The sequence below is a fragment of the Rhodococcus sp. SJ-2 genome, assembly GCF_053750035.1.
In genome coordinates this window covers 1,439,880-1,461,530 of record NZ_CM132340.1, presented here as the reverse complement: position 1 = coordinate 1,461,530, position 21,651 = coordinate 1,439,880, and the positions used below count along the sequence as shown (strand labels likewise).

Genomic DNA, 21,651 nt, shown 5'->3' with positions numbered 1-21,651 from the left:
TCACAGGCCCGATGGTGGGCCGGCAGTGTCTACGTATTGCGCAGTGTCTACGTATTGCGTTTACGTACTGAGGTTTACGTGTTTCGTCCGCCGTTGACGCCGAGGATCTGTCCGGTGATGTAACCGGCTTCTTCCGAGATCAGGAACGCACACGCTGCAGCGATGTCCTCCGGACGGCCGGCCCGACGGACCGGTGTGCGCTGGATGTGGTCTTCGATGGTGCCGCCGAGGAGGCCTTTGCTCTCGGAGCGGCGGAGCATGGGGGTGTCGACGAATCCGGGCGGGACCGCGTTGACAGTGATTCCGTCGGGCCCGTATTCGAGCGCGAGCGACTTCGTGAGCCCGTTGACGGCGGACTTCGCCGACACGTACGCGGACATGAACTGCTGGCCCGACTGCGCGCTCGACGAGGAGATGTTCACGATGCGTCCCCAGCCGGCGTCGATCATGTCGGGGAGCGCGGACTGGACGCAGTGGAACACGCCGCCGAGGTTGACGTCGACGACCTTCTGCCAGGTGGCATAGTCGATGTTCTTGAATCGCTTGTACAGCTCGAGGCCGGCACCGTTGACGAGGATCGTAACGGGTCCGAGCTCCTCGCGGACCTGCGCGAATGCTGCTGCGACCTGCTCCGGATCGGAGACGTCGACCCTGTATTCGAGCTCTCCACCCGACGGATTGAGATCGAAGACCGCGACCTGGTGGCCGTCCTTGCGCAGTCGCTCCGCGATGGCCTTGCCGATGCCCGAGCTTCCGCCGGTCACGACGGCTGTTTTCATGCCCACGGTTCATCTCCCACGATCGTCGTGCGCCGCATCAGGCGCTCGGAGGACGCCTCGTACGGGAGGGCTCGATGCAACATGCCTGTGTTCTCCCAGACGACGAGGTCGCCGACTGCCCACTCGTGGGAGTAGCTGAAGCGTTCCTGCGTGGTCCACGCGAGAAGCTCGTCGAGGAGCTCGCGACTCTCCTCTCGGCTCATACCGACGATGCGGTCGGCCGTCGCGCCGATCGCGAGTGATCGCCGGCCGTCGCGGCGATCCCACACGAGGGAGGTCTCGTGCTCGGGCAGCCGACGCCATCCCGCAACCTGTTCGTCGGTCGGGTCCGGGTAGACCAGGCGTTGCGCGGCCTCGAAGCTGTGGACGACACGAAGGCCCTCGTAACGCTTCTTCTCATGGTCGGGCAAATTCTCGTATGCGGCATAGGTACTGGCGAATTCGGTTCCGCCGCCGACCATCGCCACGTGGCGTGCCGTGAGTGTCGTGGCCTTGGCCGGGATGTCGTTGGTGGTGTCGTCGATGTGCCAGCAGAACGTGCCCTTGAGGTACTCGGCGGACGGCGTCTTCGCAGGATCGAGTGAGACGGTGAAGATCTCCATGCCCGGAGCAGGCTGCACCACCTCCCCGAGACGGCGACTGAAGGCCAACTGGGCCTCGTCGTCGAGGTTCAGGCCGCGGATGAGCAGCACCCCTCGCCATTTGAGTGCCTCGAGCAGATGGGCCGCGACCACGTCGTCGTTGATGTTGCTGCTGTCGAGGCCCGTGACTTCTACGCCGAGCGAAGGACTGAGGGCTGTTGTCTCAATCACAAGAATCTCCCTTCCGGATGCGAGAACCATACTCTCGTTCGATTCAGGGTTGCAAGACCGGATTTGTCCGGGTCTTGCAGGCTGCATCCTATTTCATCCCCGTGGTGTGAATCACGTTCTGGGGTAGGCGTGAGCCGGTTGACTTGGTACAGTCGCGTCCAACAGATCTCTGATTCTCAGATGCGAGAATAATATTTCCACCAGTGTGAGGAGACGGAATGTCACCGCAGGACAACGGGTCGACTGCAGTAGTCGACGGCACTACATCGACGGGCGTGACGAAACCCCTGCTCATCGACGGCGAACTGGTCACGCTCGACAAGACCTTCCCGTCCTACAACCCCGCGACCGGCGAGCTGTACGGTCACGCTCCCGACGCGGGGGTCGAGGAAGCCGAAGCCGCTGTTACTGCTGCTCGCCGCGCATTCGATACCACCACCTGGTCGACCGACGTCGAATTCCGTATCAAGTGCATGGATCAGCTGCATCAGGCGTTCCAGGACCACAAGGAAGAACTTCGCGAGATTCTGATCGCGGAGGTCGGTGCAACCTTCATCTCCACCCACGCCAATCAACTCGAAGCGCCCATCGGGATCATCAAGTTCTACGCCGACCTCCTGCGCGGATACTCGTTCGAGGAAGACAAGGGCGATATCGAGATCCGCGGGCAGAAGCACCGCCGCTGGGTCGGCAAGGAGGCGGCAGGCGTCGTCTCCGCGATCACCGCGTACAACTACCCAGTGCAGCTGGGGCTGGCCAAGCTGGCACCGTCCCTCGCTGCCGGGTGCACCGTGGTCCTCAAAGGCGCTCCCGACACACCGCTCATCACCAATGCGATTGGCGAGCTCATCCAGAAGTACACCGACATTCCCGCAGGCGTCGTCAACATTCTGTCGTCGTCGGGAATTCCCGTCGGCGAGGTCCTGACCACCCACCCGGACGTCGACGTCGTCACCTTCACCGGATCCACGCCTGTCGGTGCGCAGATCATGGCCGCGGCCGCAGCCACGATGAAGAAGGTCTTCACCGAGCTCGGAGGCAAGTCGGCCCTGATCGTGCTCGAGGATGCAGACCTGGCGACTGTCGCCCAGTTCGCTGCGTTCAGCATCTGTTCACATGCAGGCCAGGGTTGCGCACTGACCTCGCGCCTCCTTGTGCCGCGCGACAAGCATGACGAGATCGTCCAAGCCATTGCGACGATGATGGCGAACGTGCCGTTCGGCGATCCGACGAACCCGAAGATGTACATGGGTCCGCTCATCAGCGCGAAGCAGCGCGACAAGGTCGACGGACTCGTGCAGCGTGCGATCGCTGCGGGCGCCACGCTCGCGGCCGGCGGCAAGGCCGTCGACCCAGGCTACTTCTACGAGCCGACGCTCCTCGCGAACGTCGATCCTTCAAGTGAGATCGCCCAGGAAGAGGCGTTCGGTCCGGTCCTCGCCGTGATCCCGTTCGACGACGACGAGGATGCGGTCCGAATCGCCAACGACTCGAAGTACGGTCTGTCGGGCGGCATTCTCACCGCCGACGACGATCGCGGCATCGCGATCGGACGTCGCATCCGCACGGGCAGCTTCGGAATCAACGGCGGCAATTACTTCAGCCCCGATATGCCCTTCGGCGGCTACAAGCAGTCGGGCATCGGACGTGAAATGGGCCAGGAGGGTCTGGAGGAGTTCCTCGAGACGAAGTCGTACGCGCTAGCGGTCAAGTCGTGAGGCCGCTCGACGGAGTTCGCGTCCTCGAGGTCGCGATGTACGGGTTCGTTCCCTCGGCGGGCGCAGTGCTCGCCGAGTGGGGCGCAGACGTCATCAAGGTGGAACACGCGGTCACCGGTGATCCGCAGCGCGGCCTCCGGCAGATCGGCCATATGCGCGTCGAGGGCGATCCGAATCCCAATGTCGAACATGCGAATCGGGGAAAGCGCAGCATCGGGGTGGATATGAGCACGCCCGAGGGCAAGGAACTCCTCCACGACCTCGCGCGCAACTGCGACGTGTTCCTGACGAGTTTCCTCCCACAGGCCCGGACGAAGTTCGGTATCGACGTCGACGATATTCGAGCCGTGAACCCGAAGGTGATCTACGCCCGCGGAAGCGCGCTCGGTCCCCGCGGCGAAGAGTCCGACAAGGGCGGCTACGACATGACCGCCTTCTGGGCGCGAGGCGGAATCGCCGCGACGCTCACCCCACCCGGGACCGAAGGCATGATCACTCCGCCGGGGCCTGCATTCGGCGACACCATCTCCGGTACCAACCTCGCGGGTGGAATTGCGGCGGCACTGTTCAAGCGCGAACGCACCGGTGAGCCGTCCATCGTCGACGTGTCGCTGCTCAGCAGTGGCGTGTGGGCGATGGGGCATGGGATCGCGTTGTCGGTGCACATGAACGATCACATGGTGGCTCCGGTGCCCGGCGGGCACGGCGCGGTCACCAACCCCCTGTCCGGGTTGTACGAGACCGCGGACGGACGCTTCCTGTCGTTCGTGATGCTGCAGCCGATGAAGTACTGGGCCGAGGTGTGCACGCTCATCGAGCGTCCCGAACTGATCGACGATCCCCGATTCGCCGATTCGGAACAGATTGCCGCCCACACCGCCGAAGCCGTCGAACTCATTCGTGAGGCCATCCGCACCCGTACGCTCCCCGAGTGGACCGAGCGTTTCGGAAGCCTTTCCGGCCCGTGGGCGCCCGTGCAGGATTCTCTGCAGGTGGCGAGTGACCCGCAGGTCCGGGCAAACGAGTACATCGTGAAGGCGGGTGAGCTCGAGCTGGTCAGCAATCCCGTCCAGTTCGACGTCTCTGCACCCACCACCGCAGCGGCGCCTGAATTCGCCGCTCAGACAGAGGAAGTCCTGCTCGAGCTCGGGCTCGACTGGGAGCGGATCATCGCCCTCAAGACAGCGGGCGCAGTCACCTGATTTGCAGGGAGTCCCCATGCCATACATCGCTTCGATCGGTACGTACCTGCCATGTTGGGGTACTTCCGACTCCCGGGTACCGGGAGATGACGAGGACGCGATCACGCTTGCTGTAGAAGCAGGTCGCGCCGCACTCGAATCCGGAGGGTCGGTCGAGTACGTCGTGCTCGTGAGCCGAGATCTGCCGCTCACGGAGAGCAGCAATGCCGCGGTGCTCCTCGCCGGGCTCGGGCTCGACCCGGAGCTCGAGGTCATCGAGCGATTGGGTGGGGCCCCCGCAACTCTCGACGCGCTCGGTTCGGCGAGGCCCAGAACGCTTGTGATCGGGGTCGACATCGACGCTGCCGGCGCGGCGGCTGCGCTCACTGCAGAACGTGGCCTGCAGGTGCGTACCGCCGCGCGGGTATCGCGGAGCCTGCCGGTTCGGACACGGAACAGTACGGGAGACGTACACGACTACGGCGATCCGCGACTGCTCAAGAAGCGCGGGTATCTGGCGTCTCTCGCGACGGCGTGGGTGGATACCCCCGTGGTCGTGGCAGGTGTGGGTCGCAAGGACGCAGAACCGCTCGCCGGTGATCCGGTGACGCTTCCCACGACCGGCGCGAGTGCCAGTCTGTTCGCGCTGGCGGCCATGGCCGAAGCAAGCACGGTCGGCCCACTTGTAGGGATCGAGCAGGCGAGTTTGTCGGGGATCACGGTCGCGGACGGTTCGGCTTCGGTCGTTCGCCGCGAGCCGGCCGCGCAGCCATTGCCTGAAGCCGGCCAGCTCGCAACCGGCGAGATCCCTATCTCCCTTGCCGCCTACGAGCGGGCCTTCGAAGCGAAGGTGCGCTGGGAGGCGGGGAAGTTCGCAGGCAGCGACGAACTGGATTTTCCTCCCCGATACCGGGTGGACGGCGATGGCACGTTGAAGACGGACTACACCTTCGTCGAACTTCCTCGCACCGGCACCGTGTACACCGAAGTGACCGTGCACGTCCCGGTGCCGGGACTGAAGACGCCGTACACACTCGTGATCGTCGAACTCGACGATGTAGGAGTGCGGGCGCTGGTGCGGGTCACCGGTGTCGAGGCAGGCACTGTCGACATCGGTGATCGAGGCCGACTGGTGCTCAGGCGGGTGGCCGTGCGTTCGGGTGTTCCCGACTACGGCTATGCATTCGAGCCCGACACCGCCGGCGGGCTCGGCGTAGGAACGGAGGATGCGGCATGAGGAACGTAGCGATTGTCGGTGCGGGAATGACGCCATTCGCGGAGCATTTCGCGTTGGGCATCAGAGACCTTTTGCCGATGGCGTTCTCCGAGTGTGCGGCGAGCATCGACAAAGGACTCGATCTCTCGGACCTGCAGGCCGCCTGGTTCGGCTCGATGGGCACTACCGACGGGTTCCCGTCCGGGATCCTTGCCGACACCCTGGGCCTGCGCAATATTCCCGTGACCCGTGTCGAGAATTCGTGCGCAACGGGGCACGACACGATCCGGAATGCGATGTTCGGCATTGCATCGGGGGCCTACGATGTTGCGCTCGTCATGGGCGCCGACAAACTTCGTGAGACGGCGTCGAAGGGGATGCTGTGGGAATGGGAAGCCATGTCTCGCGACATGGCCTGGGATTACCCACTCGGGCTCGCGCAGGCCGGATTCGCGTTGCACGTGCGCAGGTACCTGCACGACTCGCCGGCCACTCGTGAGCACATGGCGATGGTGGCGGTCAAGAATCACCACAATGCGATGAGCAATCCCAAAGCCTGCCGACGATTCGAGCTCACAGTGGAAGAGGCGCTCGCGGCGGATACCGTGGTCACCCCGTTCGGGGTTTACGACTGTGCACCGCAGAGTGATGGTGCTGCTGCGATGATTCTGGTGGCCGAGGACGTCGTTGACAGATTCACCGATCGTCCGGTCTGGATTCGGGGAAGTGGTCTCGGGCTCGATTCCGTTATGCACCAGCACAAGCGCGACATGACCTCCTTCCCAGCAACAGTGCGCGCGGCGAAGCAGGCGTTTGCGATGGCAGGGATGACTCCGTCGGACATCGACGTGGCGGAGGTGCACGACTATTTCACGGGCATCGAACTGATCAGTTACGAGGATCTAGGTTTCGTCGAGAAGTTCGAGGCGTTCAAGTTCATCGAGTCGGGCAGCGCGGGAATCGGGGGTTCCCTGCCAGTGAACCCGAGCGGGGGACTCAACACCAAGGGGCACCCGCCCGGTGCCACCGGAGTTGCCCAGTGTGTCGAACTGTTCGAGCAACTGCGAGGCGAGGCTGTCAACCAGGTCGACGGCGCTCGGATCGGGCTGGCGCACAATGTCGGCGGGCCCACCGCCGTTGCCGCCGTGACCATCCTCGAGGCTGCCGGCGGCTGACGGCAGTTACCGAAAACCCGCGCACATGCGTTGTGTGACGCGGGTTTTCGTCGTATCTGAAACCCGTGATCCTATCCGCTTTGTCTGGATCGACGAAATGTTGCCGAAGTGCAAGATTGCCGTTCTGTAATTTGAATACATCGGTTCTTTTTTAGGTGAACTGATATTGCCGTCAGCGCGAGAACGTCCTACTGTGGGAGCGGTCACAAGTACTTCGTCTCTTGTTCTGGGCGGCACGATTCCGGTATCGCGATGAAAGTTGAGTTCGGATGATTTCCACAGTTTCCAAACGGGTGGGGCGCAGCATTCTGGTTGTCCTGCTGGTCACGATTGCGGTCGTCGCCCTGCTCAGTTTCGCGCCGGGATCGGTTGCCCAGGTGATTCTGGGCGAGAATGCCACGCCCGAAGCGGTCGCGCAGATGAACTCCGAACTCGGTCTGGATCAACCGTTCTGGGTGCGGTACATCGAGTGGCTGGGCAATGCAGTCCGTGGCGACCTCGGGACCTCCCCGCTGACCGGACAATCGGTGAGTGAGGCGATCGTCGAGCGTCTGCCGGTCACGCTGCAGCTCGCGGCCATGGGCCTGATCATCGCGCTGGTCGTCTCCCTCGTGATGGGCATCGTCTCGGCATCGCGTCCGGGAAGCAAGGTGGACCGGGGCATCAACGCCCTGTCTGCCGTGTTCCTCTCGGTGCCGGCGTTCATCGCTGGTCCGGTGCTGATCTACTACTTCGCCATCCAGTTGCAGATCTTCCCGGTGATGGGCTGGTCGCGGATGAGCGAAGGCCTCGGCGACAACCTGCGCGGTGCGATCCTCCCGGCGATCGCGATCGCGCTCACCGAGATCGCCGCATTCCACCGACTGTTGCGTACCGACCTCATCGGCACGCTTCGCGAAGACTTCGTGGCGTCGGCGCGAGCCAAGGGGATGCCCTCCTGGTATGTGATGCTCCGGCACGCACTGCGGCCATCGTCCTTCTCGCTCATCACGGTCGCGGGCATCAACCTCGGACGCCTGATCGGCGGCACCGTGATCGTCGAAACGCTCTTCGGTCTACCGGGATTGGGGCAGTTGGTTGCCTCGTCCATCACATCACGTGACGTAATCATGGTGCAGGGCATCGTCGTCTTCATCGCGGTCGTGTACGTCGGTATCAACACCCTCGTCGACCTCAGCTACCAAGTCATCGACCCGCGGGTCAGGAAGGTGGTCGGAGCATGACGCAGGTCGCGCTCGAGAAGCGCGGGGGCGACATCCCCGCAGGAAAGACCGCCGCGGCGTTACCAGACGTCCCGGTCGTCAAGAAGCAGCGTTCGATCCTGGTCTACCTGTCGATCGTCTGGCTCGTGGTCATCATCGGCGCCGCGATCTTCGCGGGCCTGCTTCCCATTGCGCCCTACGACGTTCCGATCGGATCGCCTCGGCTGTCTCCGTCGTTCGAGTCGTTCGACCTGCTCCTGGGAACCGACACGCTCGGCCGATCGATGCTGTCGCGCATCATCTACGGCGCGCAGGTCTCGCTCGTCATCGGTGCAGTCGCCGGCTTGACCGGTTTCGTGATCGGATCCTTCTTCGGTTTGATCTCCGGATATTTCGGCAAGAAGCTCGACTCCGTGATCACCCTGATCACCGATGCCATGCTCGCGTTCCCCCCGCTGATCCTGCTTCTCGCACTGGCGTCCATCCTGACCCCGAGCGTGCCGACCATGCTGTTGGGCCTGGGATTGATGGCTGTTCCGTCGTTCATCAGATTGTCACGCGCGAATACGCTGGCGTGGTCGTCTCGTGAATTCGTCAGGGCTGCGAAGAACATGGGCGCCGGCAACAGTCGCATCCTGTTCAAGGAGATCACGCCCAACGTGATCGCACCCCTCGCGTCCTACCTCCCCATCGTGATGGCGGCACTGATCGTCGCGGAGGGCTCGCTCAGCTTCCTCGGCCTCGGCATTCCGCCGCCGCAGCCCAGCTGGGGCGGGATGATCAACGACGGCAAGGACGCGCTGTCCACATCGCCGCACCTGGTGATGGTTCCCTCACTCGTCATTTTCCTCACGGTATTCGGCCTCAACCAGGTAGGCGATTACCTCCGCACCAAGTACGACCGCACGCTGCACGACTGAACACGTTCAGCGCGCGCCGGTCGTAGTTCTGAAGTACTGAAAGCATGAGAGGTCGAGAATGATCCGACACAGACGCATAGCGGCCGCACTCGCGGCGGCGTGCTCCGCAGCCTTGGTTTTGGGTGCATGCGGTTCCGGAGGAGACTCCGGGTCCGAGAGCAATTCAACCGCGGCCACGGTCGAAGCGGGCGAACCCGTTGCCGGCGGTACCGCACGTATCCTGCAGATGGGTGAGCCGCGGTCTCTCGACCCCGCGGCGCTCTCCAATACATGGGCGCATCAGCCGCTCCTGGGCAACGCGCTATACGGCACACTGATGGTCACGAACAACGAGACGTTCGAGCTCGAATACAAGATGGCGACGGACTTCTCGACCGACGACGGCGGCAAGACCTTCACCCTCGCCCTTCAGCCCGACCTGGTGTTCAGCGACGGCACTCCACTCGACGCTGCCGCGGTGAAGTACAACTGGGATCGCCTCAAGGACCCCACGTTGGGTTCTACCACCATCCGGCAGGCAGTCGAGGTGGAGTCGACCGAGGTGGTCGACCCGTTGACGATGCGCGTCACGATGGTCGAGCCGAACCCGCAGTTCGGTCAGGCTCTTGTTGCGGGTGCACTCAACTGGGTTGCATCACCGGCGGCGCTCGAGCAAGGACGTGAGTCGTTCGATCAGAACCCGATCGGCGCGGGCCCGTTCACACTGGTCAATTGGGCTCGGCAGGACGCAGTCGAGCTCGAGAAGAACCCGCAGTACTGGGATGCGCCCAAGCCGTACCTCGACACTCTGACAATTCGTACTGTGGCCGATGCCAGCCAGAGGTCGAACACGATGACCACCGGCGGTGCCGATCTGACCGCGGAGACGAGCTGGACCAACGTAAACAAGGCCGACGCCGCGGGGCTTCAGTACGTCGTGACGTCCACCGGTGGCGGCCAGTTCGTGGGCATGAACCAACGTCGCGCGCCATTCGACGACGAGCGTGCGCGGCAGGCCGTCTCGCTCGCTGTCGATCTCGAGGCCGTCAACACTGTGGTTTACAACGGTGAGGGCGAGGTTCCCACCACGTTCTTCCCCGAGGATTCACCGTTCTACGCCGATATTCCGCTCGGCGAGACGAACACCGAAGAAGCGCAGCGCCTGTTCGACGAACTCGCAGCAGAGGGCAAGCCCGTCAAGTTCACTTTCCTGTCGTACCCGACGACCGAAAGCCGTGTCCTCGGCGAGGCGATTCAAGCACAACTCAGTGCCTTCGAGAACGTGGAGATGAACGTCGAGGTCACCGACTTCGCGGCCGTCACGGCGCGAGCGGGCGCACGTGACTTCGACATGCTCATCTCGTCCGCGGTCACCCAGGATCCTGATTACGCCCTGTCGATGGCGTTCACGTCGGACTCCACCGGAAACTTCATGGGTGTCAACAACCCCGAACTGGACGCTGCGCTCGAGCGCGGCCGGTTCGGCGCAAACCAAGAAGAGCGCAAGGCGGCCTACGACGAGGTCCAGCAGATTCTCGCCGACACCGTTGTGGGTCTCTGGTACACCCGTGCATTGCCGTCGGTGACCTTCAGCGAGGACACACACGGGGTGCAGCTTTTCAGCCTCGGCTCGACATTGCCCGAAGAGCTCTGGATCAGTAACTAGCCGACACGACCGAAAGGGCCGGCTCGCCGTGAATGCTCAGCCGCTTCTCGAAGTGAGAAATCTACGTGCCTACATCGGCACGCCGCGAGGCACCGTCCGTGCTGTGGACGATGTGTCGCTGAACCTGGACTCCGGACAGGCGCTGGGCATCGTCGGCGAGTCCGGCTCCGGCAAGTCGGTCATGGCCCGTGCCATCATGGGCCTGATGCCGCCGCGCTCGGGTCGTTCGGGTGAGGTCACCTTCCAGGGACGTGATCTGCTGTCTCTGAGCAAGAAGGAGAAACTGGAAATCTGGGGAAACCAGATCGCCATGGTCTTCCAGGATCCGGGACGGTCTCTCAACCCGGTTGTGCGGGTGGAACGTCAGCTCACCGAGGGAATGCGACGACACCTCGGCGTGAGCAAGTCCGAGGCCCACGATCGCGCGCTGAAACTCCTCGACGAAGTGGGTGTGCCCGATCCGGAACGTCGTCTGAGGAACTATCCCCACGAGATGTCCGGCGGCATGCGCCAGCGCGTCATGCTCGCCATCGCCCTGGCATGCGAGCCGGATCTTCTGATCGCGGACGAACCGACCACGGCCTTGGACGTGACCGTGCAGCGTCAGATCCTCGACCTGCTCCGCCGTGTACAACGCGATCGGAACATGGCGATGATGCTCATCAGCCACGACCTGGCTGTCGTCGCCGGTCGCACCGACCGGGTGGCTGTCATGTACTCGGGTCGTCTCGCGGAGGTCGGGTCCACTCGTGAAGTGTTCGACGCGCCTATGCATCGCTACACACATGCGCTCCTGGGCGCGACACCGTCGATCGATCACGAGAGACATTCCCCTCTGCGTCTGATCGAAGGGTCACTTCCCGACCCGACGTCACCCCCGGAGGGGTGCAGGTTTGCTCCTCGCTGTTCGCACGCGGAGGACGCATGCTCCTCTGCGCCGATCGAACTCGAATCCTTCGGCGTCGATCACGACGTCGCGTGCGTGAACCCCGTCCACGTTCCGGTGGGGTCTGTATCCGGAGGTGAATCACATGGCAGGTAGTGGTACCGCGCATCTGCGTGGCGACGAAGCATTGCTCTCGGTACAGGATCTCGTCGTCGAGTACCCGTCGAAGGCCGGCACGGTGCAGGCGGTGTCGAAGATCAGTTTCGACCTGCTTCCCGGCGAGACGCTGGGCATCGTCGGTGAATCAGGGTGCGGGAAGTCGACTACCGGCCGTGCCGTTCTGCGACTCGATCGGGTGACGGCGGGCCGGATCAGGTTCGGCGAGGAGTGGATCGAGGATGTGAGCGAGAAGCACATGCGCTCGCTGCGCCGCGACATGCAGATGATCTTCCAAGACCCGGTGTCGTCGCTCAATCCGCGTCGCGCGGTCAAGGACATCGTCGTCGAAGGCATGACCGTCGCTGGAGCGGATGCCGCGGAGCGCGAGAAGAAGTCTGCGTCGATGCTCGAGCAGGTCGGGCTGCCGGGCGACCGATTCGCGGATATCCTGCCCCGGCAGTTGTCCGGTGGCCAGGCACAGCGTGTCGCGATCGCGCGTGCACTCGCGCTCGGGCCACGCCTGCTGATCTGCGACGAACCGGTGTCGGCGCTGGACGTCTCGGTTCAGGCTCAGATCCTCAACCTCATCGAAGAACTCAAGGCGGAGTTCGACCTGACGGTCGTGTTCATCGCCCACGATCTCGGTGTGGTCCGCACTGTGAGCGACAACGTGATGGTGATGTATCTCGGCAAGCTCTGCGAGTTCGGCGACTCCATCGAGCTATACGACGACCCCGCGCATCCCTACACCCGCGCGCTGCTGGACTCCGTCCCGCTCACCGACCCGGACAAGGCTTTCGCAGGGCCGGCGCTGGCAGGTGATGTGCCGTCGCCGCTCTCCCCGCCGACGGGATGTCGTTTCCGGACGCGCTGCCCCCACGCGCAGGAGCGGTGTGAGAAGGAAGAACCGGAAATGCGGGAGGTACGACCGGGACAGTACGCGGCATGCCATTTCCCGCTGCCTTCCGTCCTGGGACGTAAGAATCTGTTCGAGGTGGAGGACATCGGCCTCGCCGAAGCTGAAGCGTCGTAGGAACCAGTCGTGAGAACTGTAGGCCCCGAGAGAGTCTCGGGGCCTACAGTCGTTCGCCGGAATTTTCGAATTACCTCGACGATGTGGTCAGGCGCGCGAACTCCTCGCGGATGATGATGCCTACCTTGATCGAGAACCCCCGGGGTAATTTGTGTTGCGACGTCGCGGCCATACCGACTCTGTGACTGAGTATCGGTCCGCGGAGCGGTGCGTATCGCATACGGCCGCTGTGTATCTCGGCACGGCAGGCCGACTGGGGTAGGATGCCGTACGCCTGACCGGACTCGATGAGTTCCTTCGAGATCTGAAGCGAGTCCGTCGCGAATCGGGACCGAAGAGTGATTTCGAGCCTGAGTGCGGTGTTCGTCAACGTCGTTCCGATTCCCACCGGTGAAATCGGAAGTACCAGCGGGTAGTCCGCAAGATCCACGAACTCGATTGCTCGGCTCGGGTGAAGATCCGATGCGGGACCGCCGACGACGACGAGATCTTCGACGAGAAGCTCGCTGTAGAACAGGCGATCGTCGGGAATCGAGTTGATGACAGCGCTATCCAAGTTCTCCTTGAGCATGTCCTCGACGAGCTTCTCGCTGGGTGCGACCGTCACCGAGAAGCTGACCTTCGGAAATGCCGTGGACAGGCTGCCGAGTAAGGGCGTGGCCAGCGTGGCTGCGACAGTTTCGGTCAGGCCGAGCCGCAGTCCTCGCTCGATGTGTGCCATGGGGGACCCGGCGTACTGGAGTGCGAGTTCCAGCTGGCGTAGCGGGCCCGCCGTGTTCGCGCGGAGCTGTTCGCCGTCTTCGGTGAGCTCCATACCCCGAGATGTACGACGAAAGAGTTTCACGCCCAAATCTTCTTCGAGGAGTCGGAGTTGCCGACTGAGTGCCGGCTGCGCCACTCCCAGCACGCTGGCAGCCTGGGTCATCGAACCCTCCTCGGCGATGCGCAGGAAGTAGCCGAGCCGGTGAGTGTCCATGTGTGGCGGAGTCCTCTCGGGGTATAGCGCGATGTTATGGCTTGGCGCCGAAATCGATATTGGCTTGGTGCGTGACCTGAATCATAGTCTCGTTTCACCGGGGTGAATTTCCACGCACCCGGATTCGAGAGTGAATCGGCGAGAGGGGAATCCATGTTGCAGGACGAGGCGCAGAACTGGGTCGAGAAGCTCGGCCTGGATCGGCTGCCGAGGCACACTGTCGATCAGCGTGTCACCGAGGTTATGGATCTGACCGGAAGGAAGGCCCTCGTCACCGGCGCTGGAGGGGAAGGCCTCGGCCATGCCATCGCGAATCGGCTCGCCGGGCTCGGCGCGGATATCGCATTGGTGGGCCGGACGCCGGAGACGTTGGAGCGTCGGGCGAAGGAGATTGCGGAGCGCTGGGGCGTGAATACGGTCCCGGTCCAGGCCGATATGTCCGATTGGGACCAGGTGCACCGGGCTGTGCAGGAAAGTCGTGATGGCCTCGGTGGTTTCGACATCATGATCAACAACCCGGTGAATGTGGTTGCCGGTCCGTTCGAGAACCACACCAAGGACGACATCGACACCACGGTGCACGGCAGCCTGACCATGATGATGTACGGCGCACATGCTGCGCTGGAGGTCATGTTGCCCCAGGGCGCGGGGAAGATCATCAACATCGGGGCCGTGGGTGGCCGCATTCAGCAGCGGGGGCTGGTGGTGTACAACTCGTGCAAGTCCGGGGTAGTGGGATTCACCCGTAACCTGGCGCACGAGATGGCGCCGCGGGGTGTCAACGTGTTGGCGTGTGCACCCGGGATCATGATCAAGCCCAGCATGATGGAGTACCTCCAGCGTCCGACGAACGACCGGGAGCGCGCGGCTCGGGACTCGATCGTCGAATCGATCGAAAACTACGTGCAGCTCGGGCGCGCAGCGCTGCCCGAAGAAGTGGCCAACATGGTCGCGTTCCTCGCCAGCGATGCAGCCGACTACATGTGCGGTCAGACGATCGATGTCGCCGGCGGACAGTGGATGAACTGACGCACGTTCATTGTAAGCCTGACATCTATTTCATTGGAGAACAACGTGTTCGATATGGACGACATGCTGGCGGCGGCAACCTCGCGAACGGGGCTCACCGATTTCGGTGACGACTCCTTCCGCGAAGGTCTCGGCATACTTCTTTCGTCGCTGCGCAACGAGACGCAACTGAATTCTCGTGGCGAAACGTTTCTTCACGAGCGGATCGTGAACCATCTCGCGCAGCGACTTCAGGTCGAAGACTGGTACCGCAGACATCCCGAGATCGATGCCGAGCAGATCTCGGCACCGTTGATCGGATTGGGCCTTCCTCGAACCGGATCGAGTGCACTCGCGCTGCTGCTGGCGCAGGACCCCGAAGTTCGCTACATCCGGCGGTGGGAATCTTCGCAGCCGTGTCCGCCGCCGTCGACGGTGTCCGGTGTGGATCCGCGAATCCCCACGGGCACCGGTGAGATGGTCGGCTCCCGGCACCATGTTCCGGTCGAGACGCACGGTCCGATGGAATGCCACGACCTGATGGCATTGGACTTCAAGTCGTACATGTTCTTGTCGTTTGCGCAGGTGCCCACCTACGCGGAGTGGCTCGTCCACGACGCTGACCTGCGACCGACCTTCGAGTACCAGAAGCGCGTCATGAAGCTCCTGCAATGGGGTCAACCCACCCGCCCGTGGCGCCTGAAATGCCCCACGCATGTCCACTTTCTGGAACCCCTCACAGAGGTCTTCCCAGATGCGCGATTCGTCATGACACACCGTGACCCGACCGATTCCATGCTCTCACTGGCGGAACTGATCACCGACATCGTCATGAGCTTCACGGACACCGTGGACCGGCCCTACATCGGCCGAATGAACATCGAGCATTGGGTATCGGGGATGCAGAAGGCAGTCGAGTTCCGCGCGGCCGGTGCGGACGATCGCTTCTACGACATCGATTTCCGTGCCATGCAATCCGACCCCGTCGGCCAGGTCCGAGGTCTGTACCAGTGGTTGGGTGAGCCGGTCACCGACCTGTTCGAGGCCCAGATGCGCGACTGGTGGACCCGCGCGGCCGCCGAGCGTGAACCCAGCAAGAGCGCCGACCCCGTCGAGTTCGACATCGATCTCGACCAGGTACGACCACGGTTCGCGGACTACCTGGAGAAGGCGAACAAGTGGACGGTGCACGAATTCAGCTGAGCCAGGAACGCGTGGGCCCCTCAACAGGAAGGGCATTCGATGCTTCCGGCCATGTCAATCCACGCGCGTGGAGCACGCGCGGCCAATACGAAAGGTGTGAGATGTCTGTAGACCTGACCGGTGGAATCGATCCGTCGCGAGAACTCGTATTCGACGAACGCCCCGAGGACCCGGACATGCGGGACTCGGTGAGCTTCTGGACTTTCGACGATCGCGGTACCGTGGGGTTGCCCCGCATGGGTATCGAGGCCACCGCTGCGAACTGGGACAGCCACGATATTCAGATCAATGTTGCGTTCCCGGACGGGCGAACGTACCGACTCCGCGAAACCACACCTTCTCATCCCGTCGCCGGACACGACGGCCTTCCGAGGGTACTCGGTGCCGGTGGACTGCGGTTCGAGTCGATCTCCGAATTCGACACCTGGAAGATGACGTACGAGGGAAAGGCCGTGGCCTCGACATCCGCCGACCTCATCGACGGAAATGTCGACGGCCCTCTGGTCGATATCCGCTTCGGCGTCGAGGCGAAGATGGCGGTTCCGCCATGGGTTCAGGGTGCGATGCGCAAGGAAGCAGGAGACCAGCTGAAGACGACAGCGGCGGGCGATCTCATCGGCGGTCCACGCTACGAACAGCTGTACCGGGCCACCGGGTACATCGCCGTCGATGGCGGCGAGGAGCAGACGTTCTCGGGTAGCGGCCTTCGTATTCGCCGTCAGGGTGTGAGAAGGCTGACCGAGTTCTGGGGGCATTGCTGGCAGTCAGCGGTGTTCCCGAGCGGAAAAGCATTCGGATACCTCGCATTTCCCCCACGAGACGACGGGCAGCCGTCGTTCAACGAAGGGTTCATCTTCCGCGGTGATGGTGATCTGATTCCTGCGCGCGTGGTGAAGGCGCCGTGGCTCACCAAGCTCGAGCCGTCCGGTGACGATGCATCGCTGGTCCTCGAGACGGATGACGAAACGATCGAGATCGAAGGAGTGACGGCCTTCGGACTCCACGACGTCCACCACAAGGACAAGACCTATTCCGCGCAGGTACTGCAGACCAACTTTCCCGTGGTGCACCAATCCGGCGTGCGTTACCGGTGGGACGGTGAAGAGGTCTACGGGATGATGGAACGTTCGAATCCCATCGAAAAGATCGAACGCCCGTAGCCGGGAACATCTGAAGACCCCGAACCCGAGAAAGCGACGGTTGCACCGAACATGTCGGATATCAAGATCAATGCCCCGCTGCCGTTCGACAACGTCGACGCAGTCGATGAATTCATGACCGTCGATGCGGTCCAAGACGTGGGGCGAGCCCTGGAGCGGGCAGGGTTCAATGCCGGCTTGGTCACCGACCACCCGTGCCCCACCGGGCGATGGCTCGATTCCGGCGGGCATCACGCCCAGGACCCGTTCGTGATGTTGTCTCTCCTCGGGGCGGTGACGACGACACTGAGGTTGCAGACGGGAATTCTCGTGCTGCCCTACCGTAATCCGTTCCTGGTTGCGCGTGCGGTCGCGTCGCTGGACCGGGTCACCGGTGGCCGCGTCACACTCAGTGTCGGAACCGGCTATCTGAAGGGTGAATATCGGGCGCTCGGGGTCGACTTCGATCGACGCAACGAACTCACTGACGAATACCTCGACGCGATGACCGCGGCGTTGTCCGGTAGCGAATTCACCTTCGAGGGGGAGGGGTACACCGCCTACGGGAATCGGATCCTTCCGGGCCCGGTGCAACAACCGCGCCCGCCGATTCTCGTTGGAGGCAACTCGAAGAAGGCGATCCGGCGAGCGGTGGAGCGCGGAGACGGATGGAACCCGTTTCTCACCTCGGTGTCGGGTGCCGACCTGGCCAGGACCCGCACCGCAGGGATCGCAGGAGAAGACGACTTGCGCGAGTCCATCGTCTACATGCGTGCGCATTGTGAAAAAGTCGGGCGTGCAACGCCGCCCGATGTTGTACTCGGCGGCATCATCAAGCCCACCGAGCCATGGGCGCCGGAGATGTGGATCGACCGCATCGGTCGATACCGAGAGCTCGGGGTTTCGGGTCTCGGCGTCAATTTTGCCGGACGCACTCACGCCGAATGGTGTGACACCGCTGAGCGTATCGGCGCGGAAGTAATAGCCCGGCTCTGAGCCGCGCATTCAGTCGTACACGGTTGTAGGGAGACATGAACGATATGAAGCCACTCACACATCTCGAGAGGTTGGAAGCGGAAAGTATCCAGATCTTCCGGGAGGCAGTGTCGGAGAGCGAAAATCCGGTGATGCTCTACTCGGTCGGTAAGGACAGCTCGGTCATGCTGCATCTCGCGATGAAGGCGTTTCATCCGTCGAAGTTGCCGTTTCCATTGCTGCACGTCGACACGACGTGGAAGTTCCGGGCCATGTACGAGTTCCGCGACACGATAGCCGAACGCATGGGTGCCGAATTGATCGTCTACCAGAACCCCGAATGTGTTCGGCTCGGCGTCAATCCCTTCGAGCACGGCTCGGCCACCCACACCGATATGTGGAAGACGGAGGGCCTCAAGCAGGCGCTCGACCTCCACGGTTTCGATCTGGCGTTCGGCGGTGCGCGACGCGATGAAGAGGCGTCGCGAGCGAAGGAGCGGGTGTTCTCGATCCGTAGCGCGAAGCACCGCTGGGATCCGAAGCAGCAACGTCCGGAGCTGTGGAGTCTCTACAACACGAGGAAGGCCCCGGGCGAGAGTGTGCGCGTCTTCCCACTGTCCAACTGGACCGAGCTGGATATCTGGCAGTACATCCGGCGGGAGCGGATCCCGATCGTGCCGCTGTACTTCTCGAGCCCGCAACCGGTGGTCGAACGCGATGGTGTCCTGATCATGGTCGACGACGATCGATTCCCGCTCGAACCGGGTGAGGTGGCGGAGAAGAAAAACGTACGCTTCCGGACTCTCGGTTGCTATCCGCTGACCGGAGCAGTCGAGAGTGAGGCGTCCACGCTCACCGAGATCATCCAGGAGATGCTCCTGACGACAAGCTCTGAACGGCAGGGACGGGTGATCGACCGCGACTCGAGCGGGTCGATGGAGCGGAAGAAGCAGGAAGGCTATTTCTGATGGCACATTCAACGAGCGATCTCCTCGAATCCGGTATCGAGGACTATCTCGAAGTCCACGAGAACAAGTCGATGTTGCGTTTCATCACCTGTGGAAGCGTCGACGACGGCAAGAGCACGCTGATCGGCAGGCTTCTCTACGATTCGAAACTGGTGTTCTCGGATCAGTTGGATGCGCTCGAAGCGGACTCCAAGAGGGTCGGGACACAGGGCGACGAGCTGGACTTCGCGCTGCTCGTCGACGGCCTCACCGCGGAACGCGAGCAGGGCATCACGATCGATGTGGCGTATCGATTCTTCTCCACGGAGAAGCGGAAGTTCATCGTCGCCGATACCCCGGGGCACGAGCAGTACACCCGGAACATGGTGACCGGAGCGTCGACTGCGGACGTCGCGGTGATCCTGCTCGATGCCCGACACGGGATCTCGACGCAGACCAGACGGCACTCGTATCTCGTGACGCTGCTCGGAATCGACCGGGTGGTTCTCGCGGTCAACAAGCTTGACCTGGTCGACTACTCGCAAGACGTGTTCGAGCGTCTCGAATCCGAATACCGGGTGTTCGCGAAGGAACTCGGTCTCGCCGACCCCGTGTGCATTCCGATCTCGGCGCTACGCGGCGACAACATCATCGAGCAGAGTCCGAATACGCAGTGGTACAAAGGCCCTACTCTGATCGAGTATCTCGAGTCCGTTGAGATCGCCGACGAAGTCCGGGCATCTCCGTTCCGGCTTCCGGTGCAGTGGGTGAACCGGCCGAATCTCGACTTCCGGGGGTTCTCCGGCCGGATCGTGGGCGGCACGGTGAGCGCCGGCGACAGTGTGCGCATCCTTCCGTCGGGTCGAGAGACTCGAATCAAACAGGTGCACACCGCAGACGGTGATATCGGTCTTGCCGTTGCAGGCCAGTCGGTCACGGTCACCCTCACCGACGAAGTCGATGTCAGCCGTGGTGATGTCATCGTGGCGGCCTCGGCCCCGGCGTCGGTGTCGGACCAGTTCGAAAGTCATGTGGTCTGGATGGGCGAGGACGCGATGCTGCCCGGCCGCTCGTACCTGATGAAGATCGGTACGCGCACTGTCGGTGTCAGTGTCGCCCAGCCGAAGTACACGGTGAACGTCAACACTCTCGAACGCCTCGCTGCGAAGACACTCACCATGAACGAGATCGGTGTGTGCAATCTCAACCTCGACAAGCCGATTCCCTTCGACCCGTACGGCGAGAACCGGGAGATGGGTGGGTTCATCCTCATCGATCGGTTCACCAACGCGACGGTGGCCGCGGGAATGCTGCATTTCGCACTGCGCCGGGCCGACAACGTCCACTGGCAGGCGGTCGACGTGACGAGGAACGTTCGCGCGCGTGCCAAGGGGCAGAAGGCAGCGCTCGTGTGGTTCACCGGACTCTCCGGTGCGGGCAAGTCGACCGTCGCGAACCTCGTCGAGAAGCGTCTGTTCGACCAGGGTTTTCACACGTACCTTCTCGACGGCGACAATGTACGCCATGGGCTGAACAAGGACCTCGGCTTCACCGCTGCCGATCGCGTCGAGAACGTAAGGCGGGTCGCGGAGGTCGCCCGGTTGATGGTCGATTCGGGATTGATCGTGCTCGCATCGTTCATCTCACCGTTCAAGGCCGAACGGCAGATGGCGCGGGAACTTGCCGGTGAATCCGAGTTCGTCGAGGTCTTCGTCGACGCTCCGCTGTCGGTAGCGGAGTCCCGCGACCGGAAGGGTCTGTATGCAAAAGCCCGGCGCGGCGATCTGGTCAACTTCACCGGTGTGGACTCACCGTACGAAGCTCCCGAATCTCCGGATGTCCATCTCGACGCAAGTGGTGGCGTCACACCGGAAGCCGCAGCCGATCTCGTGATCCTCCATCTCCGTGAAGCGGGAATCCTGCAACCAGGAACGGGGGCATGAGATGAACGACCACGAGCTTGCGGCGGCGTTGGCCGCGGAAGCAGGTGCGCTGCTGCTCGAGATTCGCTCCCAGGGAGGTGATGCCGGCGACGCAATGGCGAACCAACTGTTGTTGCGCCGGCTCGCGGAAGAACGTCCTCGGGACGCGGTGTTGTCGGAGGAAGCGGCCGACGACAAGGTCCGCCTCGGTCGCGATCGGGTCTGGATCGTCGACCCCCTCGACGGCACGCGGGAATACGGCGAGCCGCCGAGGACCGACTGGGCCGTCCACGTGGCGCTCGCGATCGACGGTGTCGCCGCGATCGGTGCGGTGGCGCTCCCCGGAATGGATATCGTCCTCCACACGGGAACACCACCCGTGGTGCCCGTGGCGCACTCGGGTCCGCCTCGGTTGGTGGTGTCCAGGTCGCGGCCCCCGATGGCCGTCGATCGAGTTGTCGAGCTACTCGGCGCCACCACGATTCCGATGGGGTCGGCCGGCGCCAAGGCCATGGCGGTGGTGCGGGGTGAGGCCGACGTCTACGTCCACTCCGGGGGTCAGTACGAATGGGATTCCTGCGCACCGGTTGCCGTGGCGGAGAGCGCAGGCCTCCACACGTCGCGGATCGATGGGTCTCGACTGCGCTACAACATGCCCGACCCGTACCTGCCGGACCTGGTGATCTGTCGCCCGGAACTCACAGATGCGGTACTCGAATCACTCTCCGGGAGTGTCGAATCGAGTCGCAGATGAT

General features: G+C 63.0%; 19 protein-coding genes. 16 read left to right on the top strand and 3 right to left on the bottom strand.

Going from position 1 to position 21,651, the window contains the following annotated elements; all coding sequences use genetic code 11:
- Positions 1-74 precede the first annotated feature (74 nt).
- Positions 75-779 (bottom strand): SDR family NAD(P)-dependent oxidoreductase, encoded by a 705-nt coding sequence (locus tag ACSYG9_RS06645; RefSeq protein ID WP_454841734.1) that lies wholly within the window; start codon positions 777-779, stop codon positions 75-77.
- Entirely contained in the window at positions 776-1,591 is an 816-nt protein-coding gene (locus ACSYG9_RS06640; RefSeq protein WP_454841733.1) for a TauD/TfdA dioxygenase family protein, read from the bottom strand. The genes ACSYG9_RS06645 and ACSYG9_RS06640 overlap by 4 nt, the downstream gene beginning before the upstream one ends.
- A 218-nt stretch (positions 1,592-1,809) precedes the next feature.
- Here ACSYG9_RS06640 and ACSYG9_RS06635 point away from each other — a divergent pair, with 218 nt between their 5' ends.
- The 9 genes from ACSYG9_RS06635 (at position 1,810) to ACSYG9_RS06595 (ending at position 12,726) form a co-directional block, all read left to right on the top strand.
- Positions 1,810-3,309: an aldehyde dehydrogenase family protein gene (locus ACSYG9_RS06635; RefSeq protein ID WP_454841732.1), complete on the top strand. Its 1,500-nt coding sequence runs from the start codon at positions 1,810-1,812 to the stop codon at positions 3,307-3,309.
- A complete protein-coding gene (locus tag ACSYG9_RS06630) occupies positions 3,306-4,511 on the top strand; it encodes a CaiB/BaiF CoA transferase family protein (RefSeq protein WP_454841731.1) in 1,206 nt (401 codons plus the stop codon). The genes ACSYG9_RS06635 and ACSYG9_RS06630 overlap by 4 nt, the downstream gene beginning before the upstream one ends.
- Positions 4,512-4,527: 16 nt before the next feature.
- Positions 4,528-5,727: an OB-fold domain-containing protein gene (locus ACSYG9_RS06625; RefSeq protein ID WP_454841729.1), complete on the top strand. Its 1,200-nt coding sequence runs from the start codon at positions 4,528-4,530 to the stop codon at positions 5,725-5,727.
- Positions 5,724-6,881 (top strand): thiolase C-terminal domain-containing protein, encoded by a 1,158-nt coding sequence (locus tag ACSYG9_RS06620; protein WP_454841728.1) that lies wholly within the window; start codon positions 5,724-5,726, stop codon positions 6,879-6,881. Before ACSYG9_RS06625 ends, ACSYG9_RS06620 begins: the two co-directional genes overlap by 4 nt.
- A 269-nt stretch (positions 6,882-7,150) precedes the next feature.
- Positions 7,151-8,104 carry an ABC transporter permease gene (locus ACSYG9_RS06615; RefSeq protein ID WP_454841727.1) on the top strand — a complete coding sequence of 318 codons (954 nt, stop codon included), beginning with the start codon at positions 7,151-7,153 and terminating at the stop codon, positions 8,102-8,104.
- Positions 8,101-9,003 carry an ABC transporter permease gene (locus ACSYG9_RS06610; protein WP_454841726.1) on the top strand — a complete coding sequence of 301 codons (903 nt, stop codon included), beginning with the start codon at positions 8,101-8,103 and terminating at the stop codon, positions 9,001-9,003. The genes ACSYG9_RS06615 and ACSYG9_RS06610 overlap by 4 nt, the downstream gene beginning before the upstream one ends.
- A 226-nt stretch (positions 9,004-9,229) precedes the next feature.
- Positions 9,230-10,648: an ABC transporter substrate-binding protein gene (locus tag ACSYG9_RS06605; RefSeq protein WP_454841725.1), complete on the top strand. Its 1,419-nt coding sequence runs from the start codon at positions 9,230-9,232 to the stop codon at positions 10,646-10,648.
- A gap of 28 nt (positions 10,649-10,676) precedes the next feature.
- Complete coding sequence (locus ACSYG9_RS06600) at positions 10,677-11,690, top strand: ABC transporter ATP-binding protein (protein WP_454841723.1); 1,014 nt, start codon at positions 10,677-10,679, stop codon at positions 11,688-11,690.
- Positions 11,680-12,726: an ABC transporter ATP-binding protein gene (locus tag ACSYG9_RS06595; RefSeq protein WP_454841722.1), complete on the top strand. Its 1,047-nt coding sequence runs from the start codon at positions 11,680-11,682 to the stop codon at positions 12,724-12,726. Before ACSYG9_RS06600 ends, ACSYG9_RS06595 begins: the two co-directional genes overlap by 11 nt.
- 70 nt (positions 12,727-12,796) lie before the next feature.
- Here ACSYG9_RS06595 and ACSYG9_RS06590 read toward each other — a convergent pair whose 3' ends face one another.
- Positions 12,797-13,702, bottom strand: coding sequence for a LysR family transcriptional regulator (locus tag ACSYG9_RS06590; RefSeq protein ID WP_454841720.1), 906 nt, complete (start codon positions 13,700-13,702; stop codon positions 12,797-12,799).
- Between the two features lie 153 nt (positions 13,703-13,855).
- On the opposite strand from ACSYG9_RS06590, the gene ACSYG9_RS06585 reads away from it, so the two are divergent.
- From ACSYG9_RS06585 to ACSYG9_RS06555, 7 genes are all read left to right on the top strand, one after another.
- Positions 13,856-14,731: an SDR family NAD(P)-dependent oxidoreductase gene (locus ACSYG9_RS06585; RefSeq protein WP_454841719.1), complete on the top strand. Its 876-nt coding sequence runs from the start codon at positions 13,856-13,858 to the stop codon at positions 14,729-14,731.
- 54 nt (positions 14,732-14,785) lie between these two features.
- Positions 14,786-15,913 carry a sulfotransferase family protein gene (locus tag ACSYG9_RS06580; RefSeq protein WP_454841718.1) on the top strand — a complete coding sequence of 376 codons (1,128 nt, stop codon included), beginning with the start codon at positions 14,786-14,788 and terminating at the stop codon, positions 15,911-15,913.
- A 101-nt stretch (positions 15,914-16,014) separates the two neighbouring features.
- Positions 16,015-17,073 (top strand): hypothetical protein, encoded by a 1,059-nt coding sequence (locus tag ACSYG9_RS06575; RefSeq protein ID WP_454841717.1) that lies wholly within the window; start codon positions 16,015-16,017, stop codon positions 17,071-17,073.
- A gap of 51 nt (positions 17,074-17,124) precedes the next feature.
- Positions 17,125-18,048: an LLM class F420-dependent oxidoreductase gene (locus ACSYG9_RS06570; protein ID WP_454841715.1), complete on the top strand. Its 924-nt coding sequence runs from the start codon at positions 17,125-17,127 to the stop codon at positions 18,046-18,048.
- Between the two features lie 44 nt (positions 18,049-18,092).
- Positions 18,093-18,995, top strand: a complete 903-nt coding sequence (gene cysD, locus ACSYG9_RS06565; RefSeq protein WP_454842900.1) for a sulfate adenylyltransferase subunit CysD — start codon at positions 18,093-18,095, stop codon at positions 18,993-18,995.
- A complete protein-coding gene (gene cysN / locus ACSYG9_RS06560) occupies positions 18,995-20,917 on the top strand; it encodes a sulfate adenylyltransferase subunit CysN (protein WP_454841714.1) in 1,923 nt (640 codons plus the stop codon). Before cysD ends, cysN begins: the two co-directional genes overlap by 1 nt.
- Position 20,918: 1 nt before the next feature.
- On the top strand, positions 20,919-21,650 hold the full coding sequence (locus ACSYG9_RS06555) for a 3'(2'),5'-bisphosphate nucleotidase CysQ (protein WP_454841712.1): 732 nt from the start codon (positions 20,919-20,921) through the stop codon (positions 21,648-21,650).
- Position 21,651 lies beyond the last annotated feature (1 nt).

Coding starts and splice junctions, on each gene's coding strand:
- ACSYG9_RS06610 (WP_454841726.1), top strand. CDS start 8,101: ATGACGCAGGTCGCGCTCGAGAAGCGCGGGGGCGACATCCCCGCAGGA.
- ACSYG9_RS06595 (WP_454841722.1), top strand. CDS start 11,680: ATGGCAGGTAGTGGTACCGCGCATCTGCGTGGCGACGAAGCATTGCTC.
- ACSYG9_RS06625 (WP_454841729.1), top strand. CDS start 4,528: ATGCCATACATCGCTTCGATCGGTACGTACCTGCCATGTTGGGGTACT.
- ACSYG9_RS06580 (WP_454841718.1), top strand. CDS start 14,786: ATGGACGACATGCTGGCGGCGGCAACCTCGCGAACGGGGCTCACCGAT.
- cysN (WP_454841714.1), top strand. CDS start 18,995: ATGGCACATTCAACGAGCGATCTCCTCGAATCCGGTATCGAGGACTAT.
- ACSYG9_RS06620 (WP_454841728.1), top strand. CDS start 5,724: ATGAGGAACGTAGCGATTGTCGGTGCGGGAATGACGCCATTCGCGGAG.
- ACSYG9_RS06570 (WP_454841715.1), top strand. CDS start 17,125: ATGTCGGATATCAAGATCAATGCCCCGCTGCCGTTCGACAACGTCGAC.
- ACSYG9_RS06615 (WP_454841727.1), top strand. CDS start 7,151: ATGATTTCCACAGTTTCCAAACGGGTGGGGCGCAGCATTCTGGTTGTC.
- ACSYG9_RS06590 (WP_454841720.1), bottom strand. CDS start 13,702: ATGGACACTCACCGGCTCGGCTACTTCCTGCGCATCGCCGAGGAGGGT.
- ACSYG9_RS06645 (WP_454841734.1), bottom strand. CDS start 779: ATGAAAACAGCCGTCGTGACCGGCGGAAGCTCGGGCATCGGCAAGGCC.
- ACSYG9_RS06575 (WP_454841717.1), top strand. CDS start 16,015: ATGTCTGTAGACCTGACCGGTGGAATCGATCCGTCGCGAGAACTCGTA.
- ACSYG9_RS06555 (WP_454841712.1), top strand. CDS start 20,919: ATGAACGACCACGAGCTTGCGGCGGCGTTGGCCGCGGAAGCAGGTGCG.
- ACSYG9_RS06605 (WP_454841725.1), top strand. CDS start 9,230: ATGGGTGAGCCGCGGTCTCTCGACCCCGCGGCGCTCTCCAATACATGG.
- cysD (WP_454842900.1), top strand. CDS start 18,093: ATGAAGCCACTCACACATCTCGAGAGGTTGGAAGCGGAAAGTATCCAG.
- ACSYG9_RS06585 (WP_454841719.1), top strand. CDS start 13,856: ATGTTGCAGGACGAGGCGCAGAACTGGGTCGAGAAGCTCGGCCTGGAT.
- ACSYG9_RS06635 (WP_454841732.1), top strand. CDS start 1,810: ATGTCACCGCAGGACAACGGGTCGACTGCAGTAGTCGACGGCACTACA.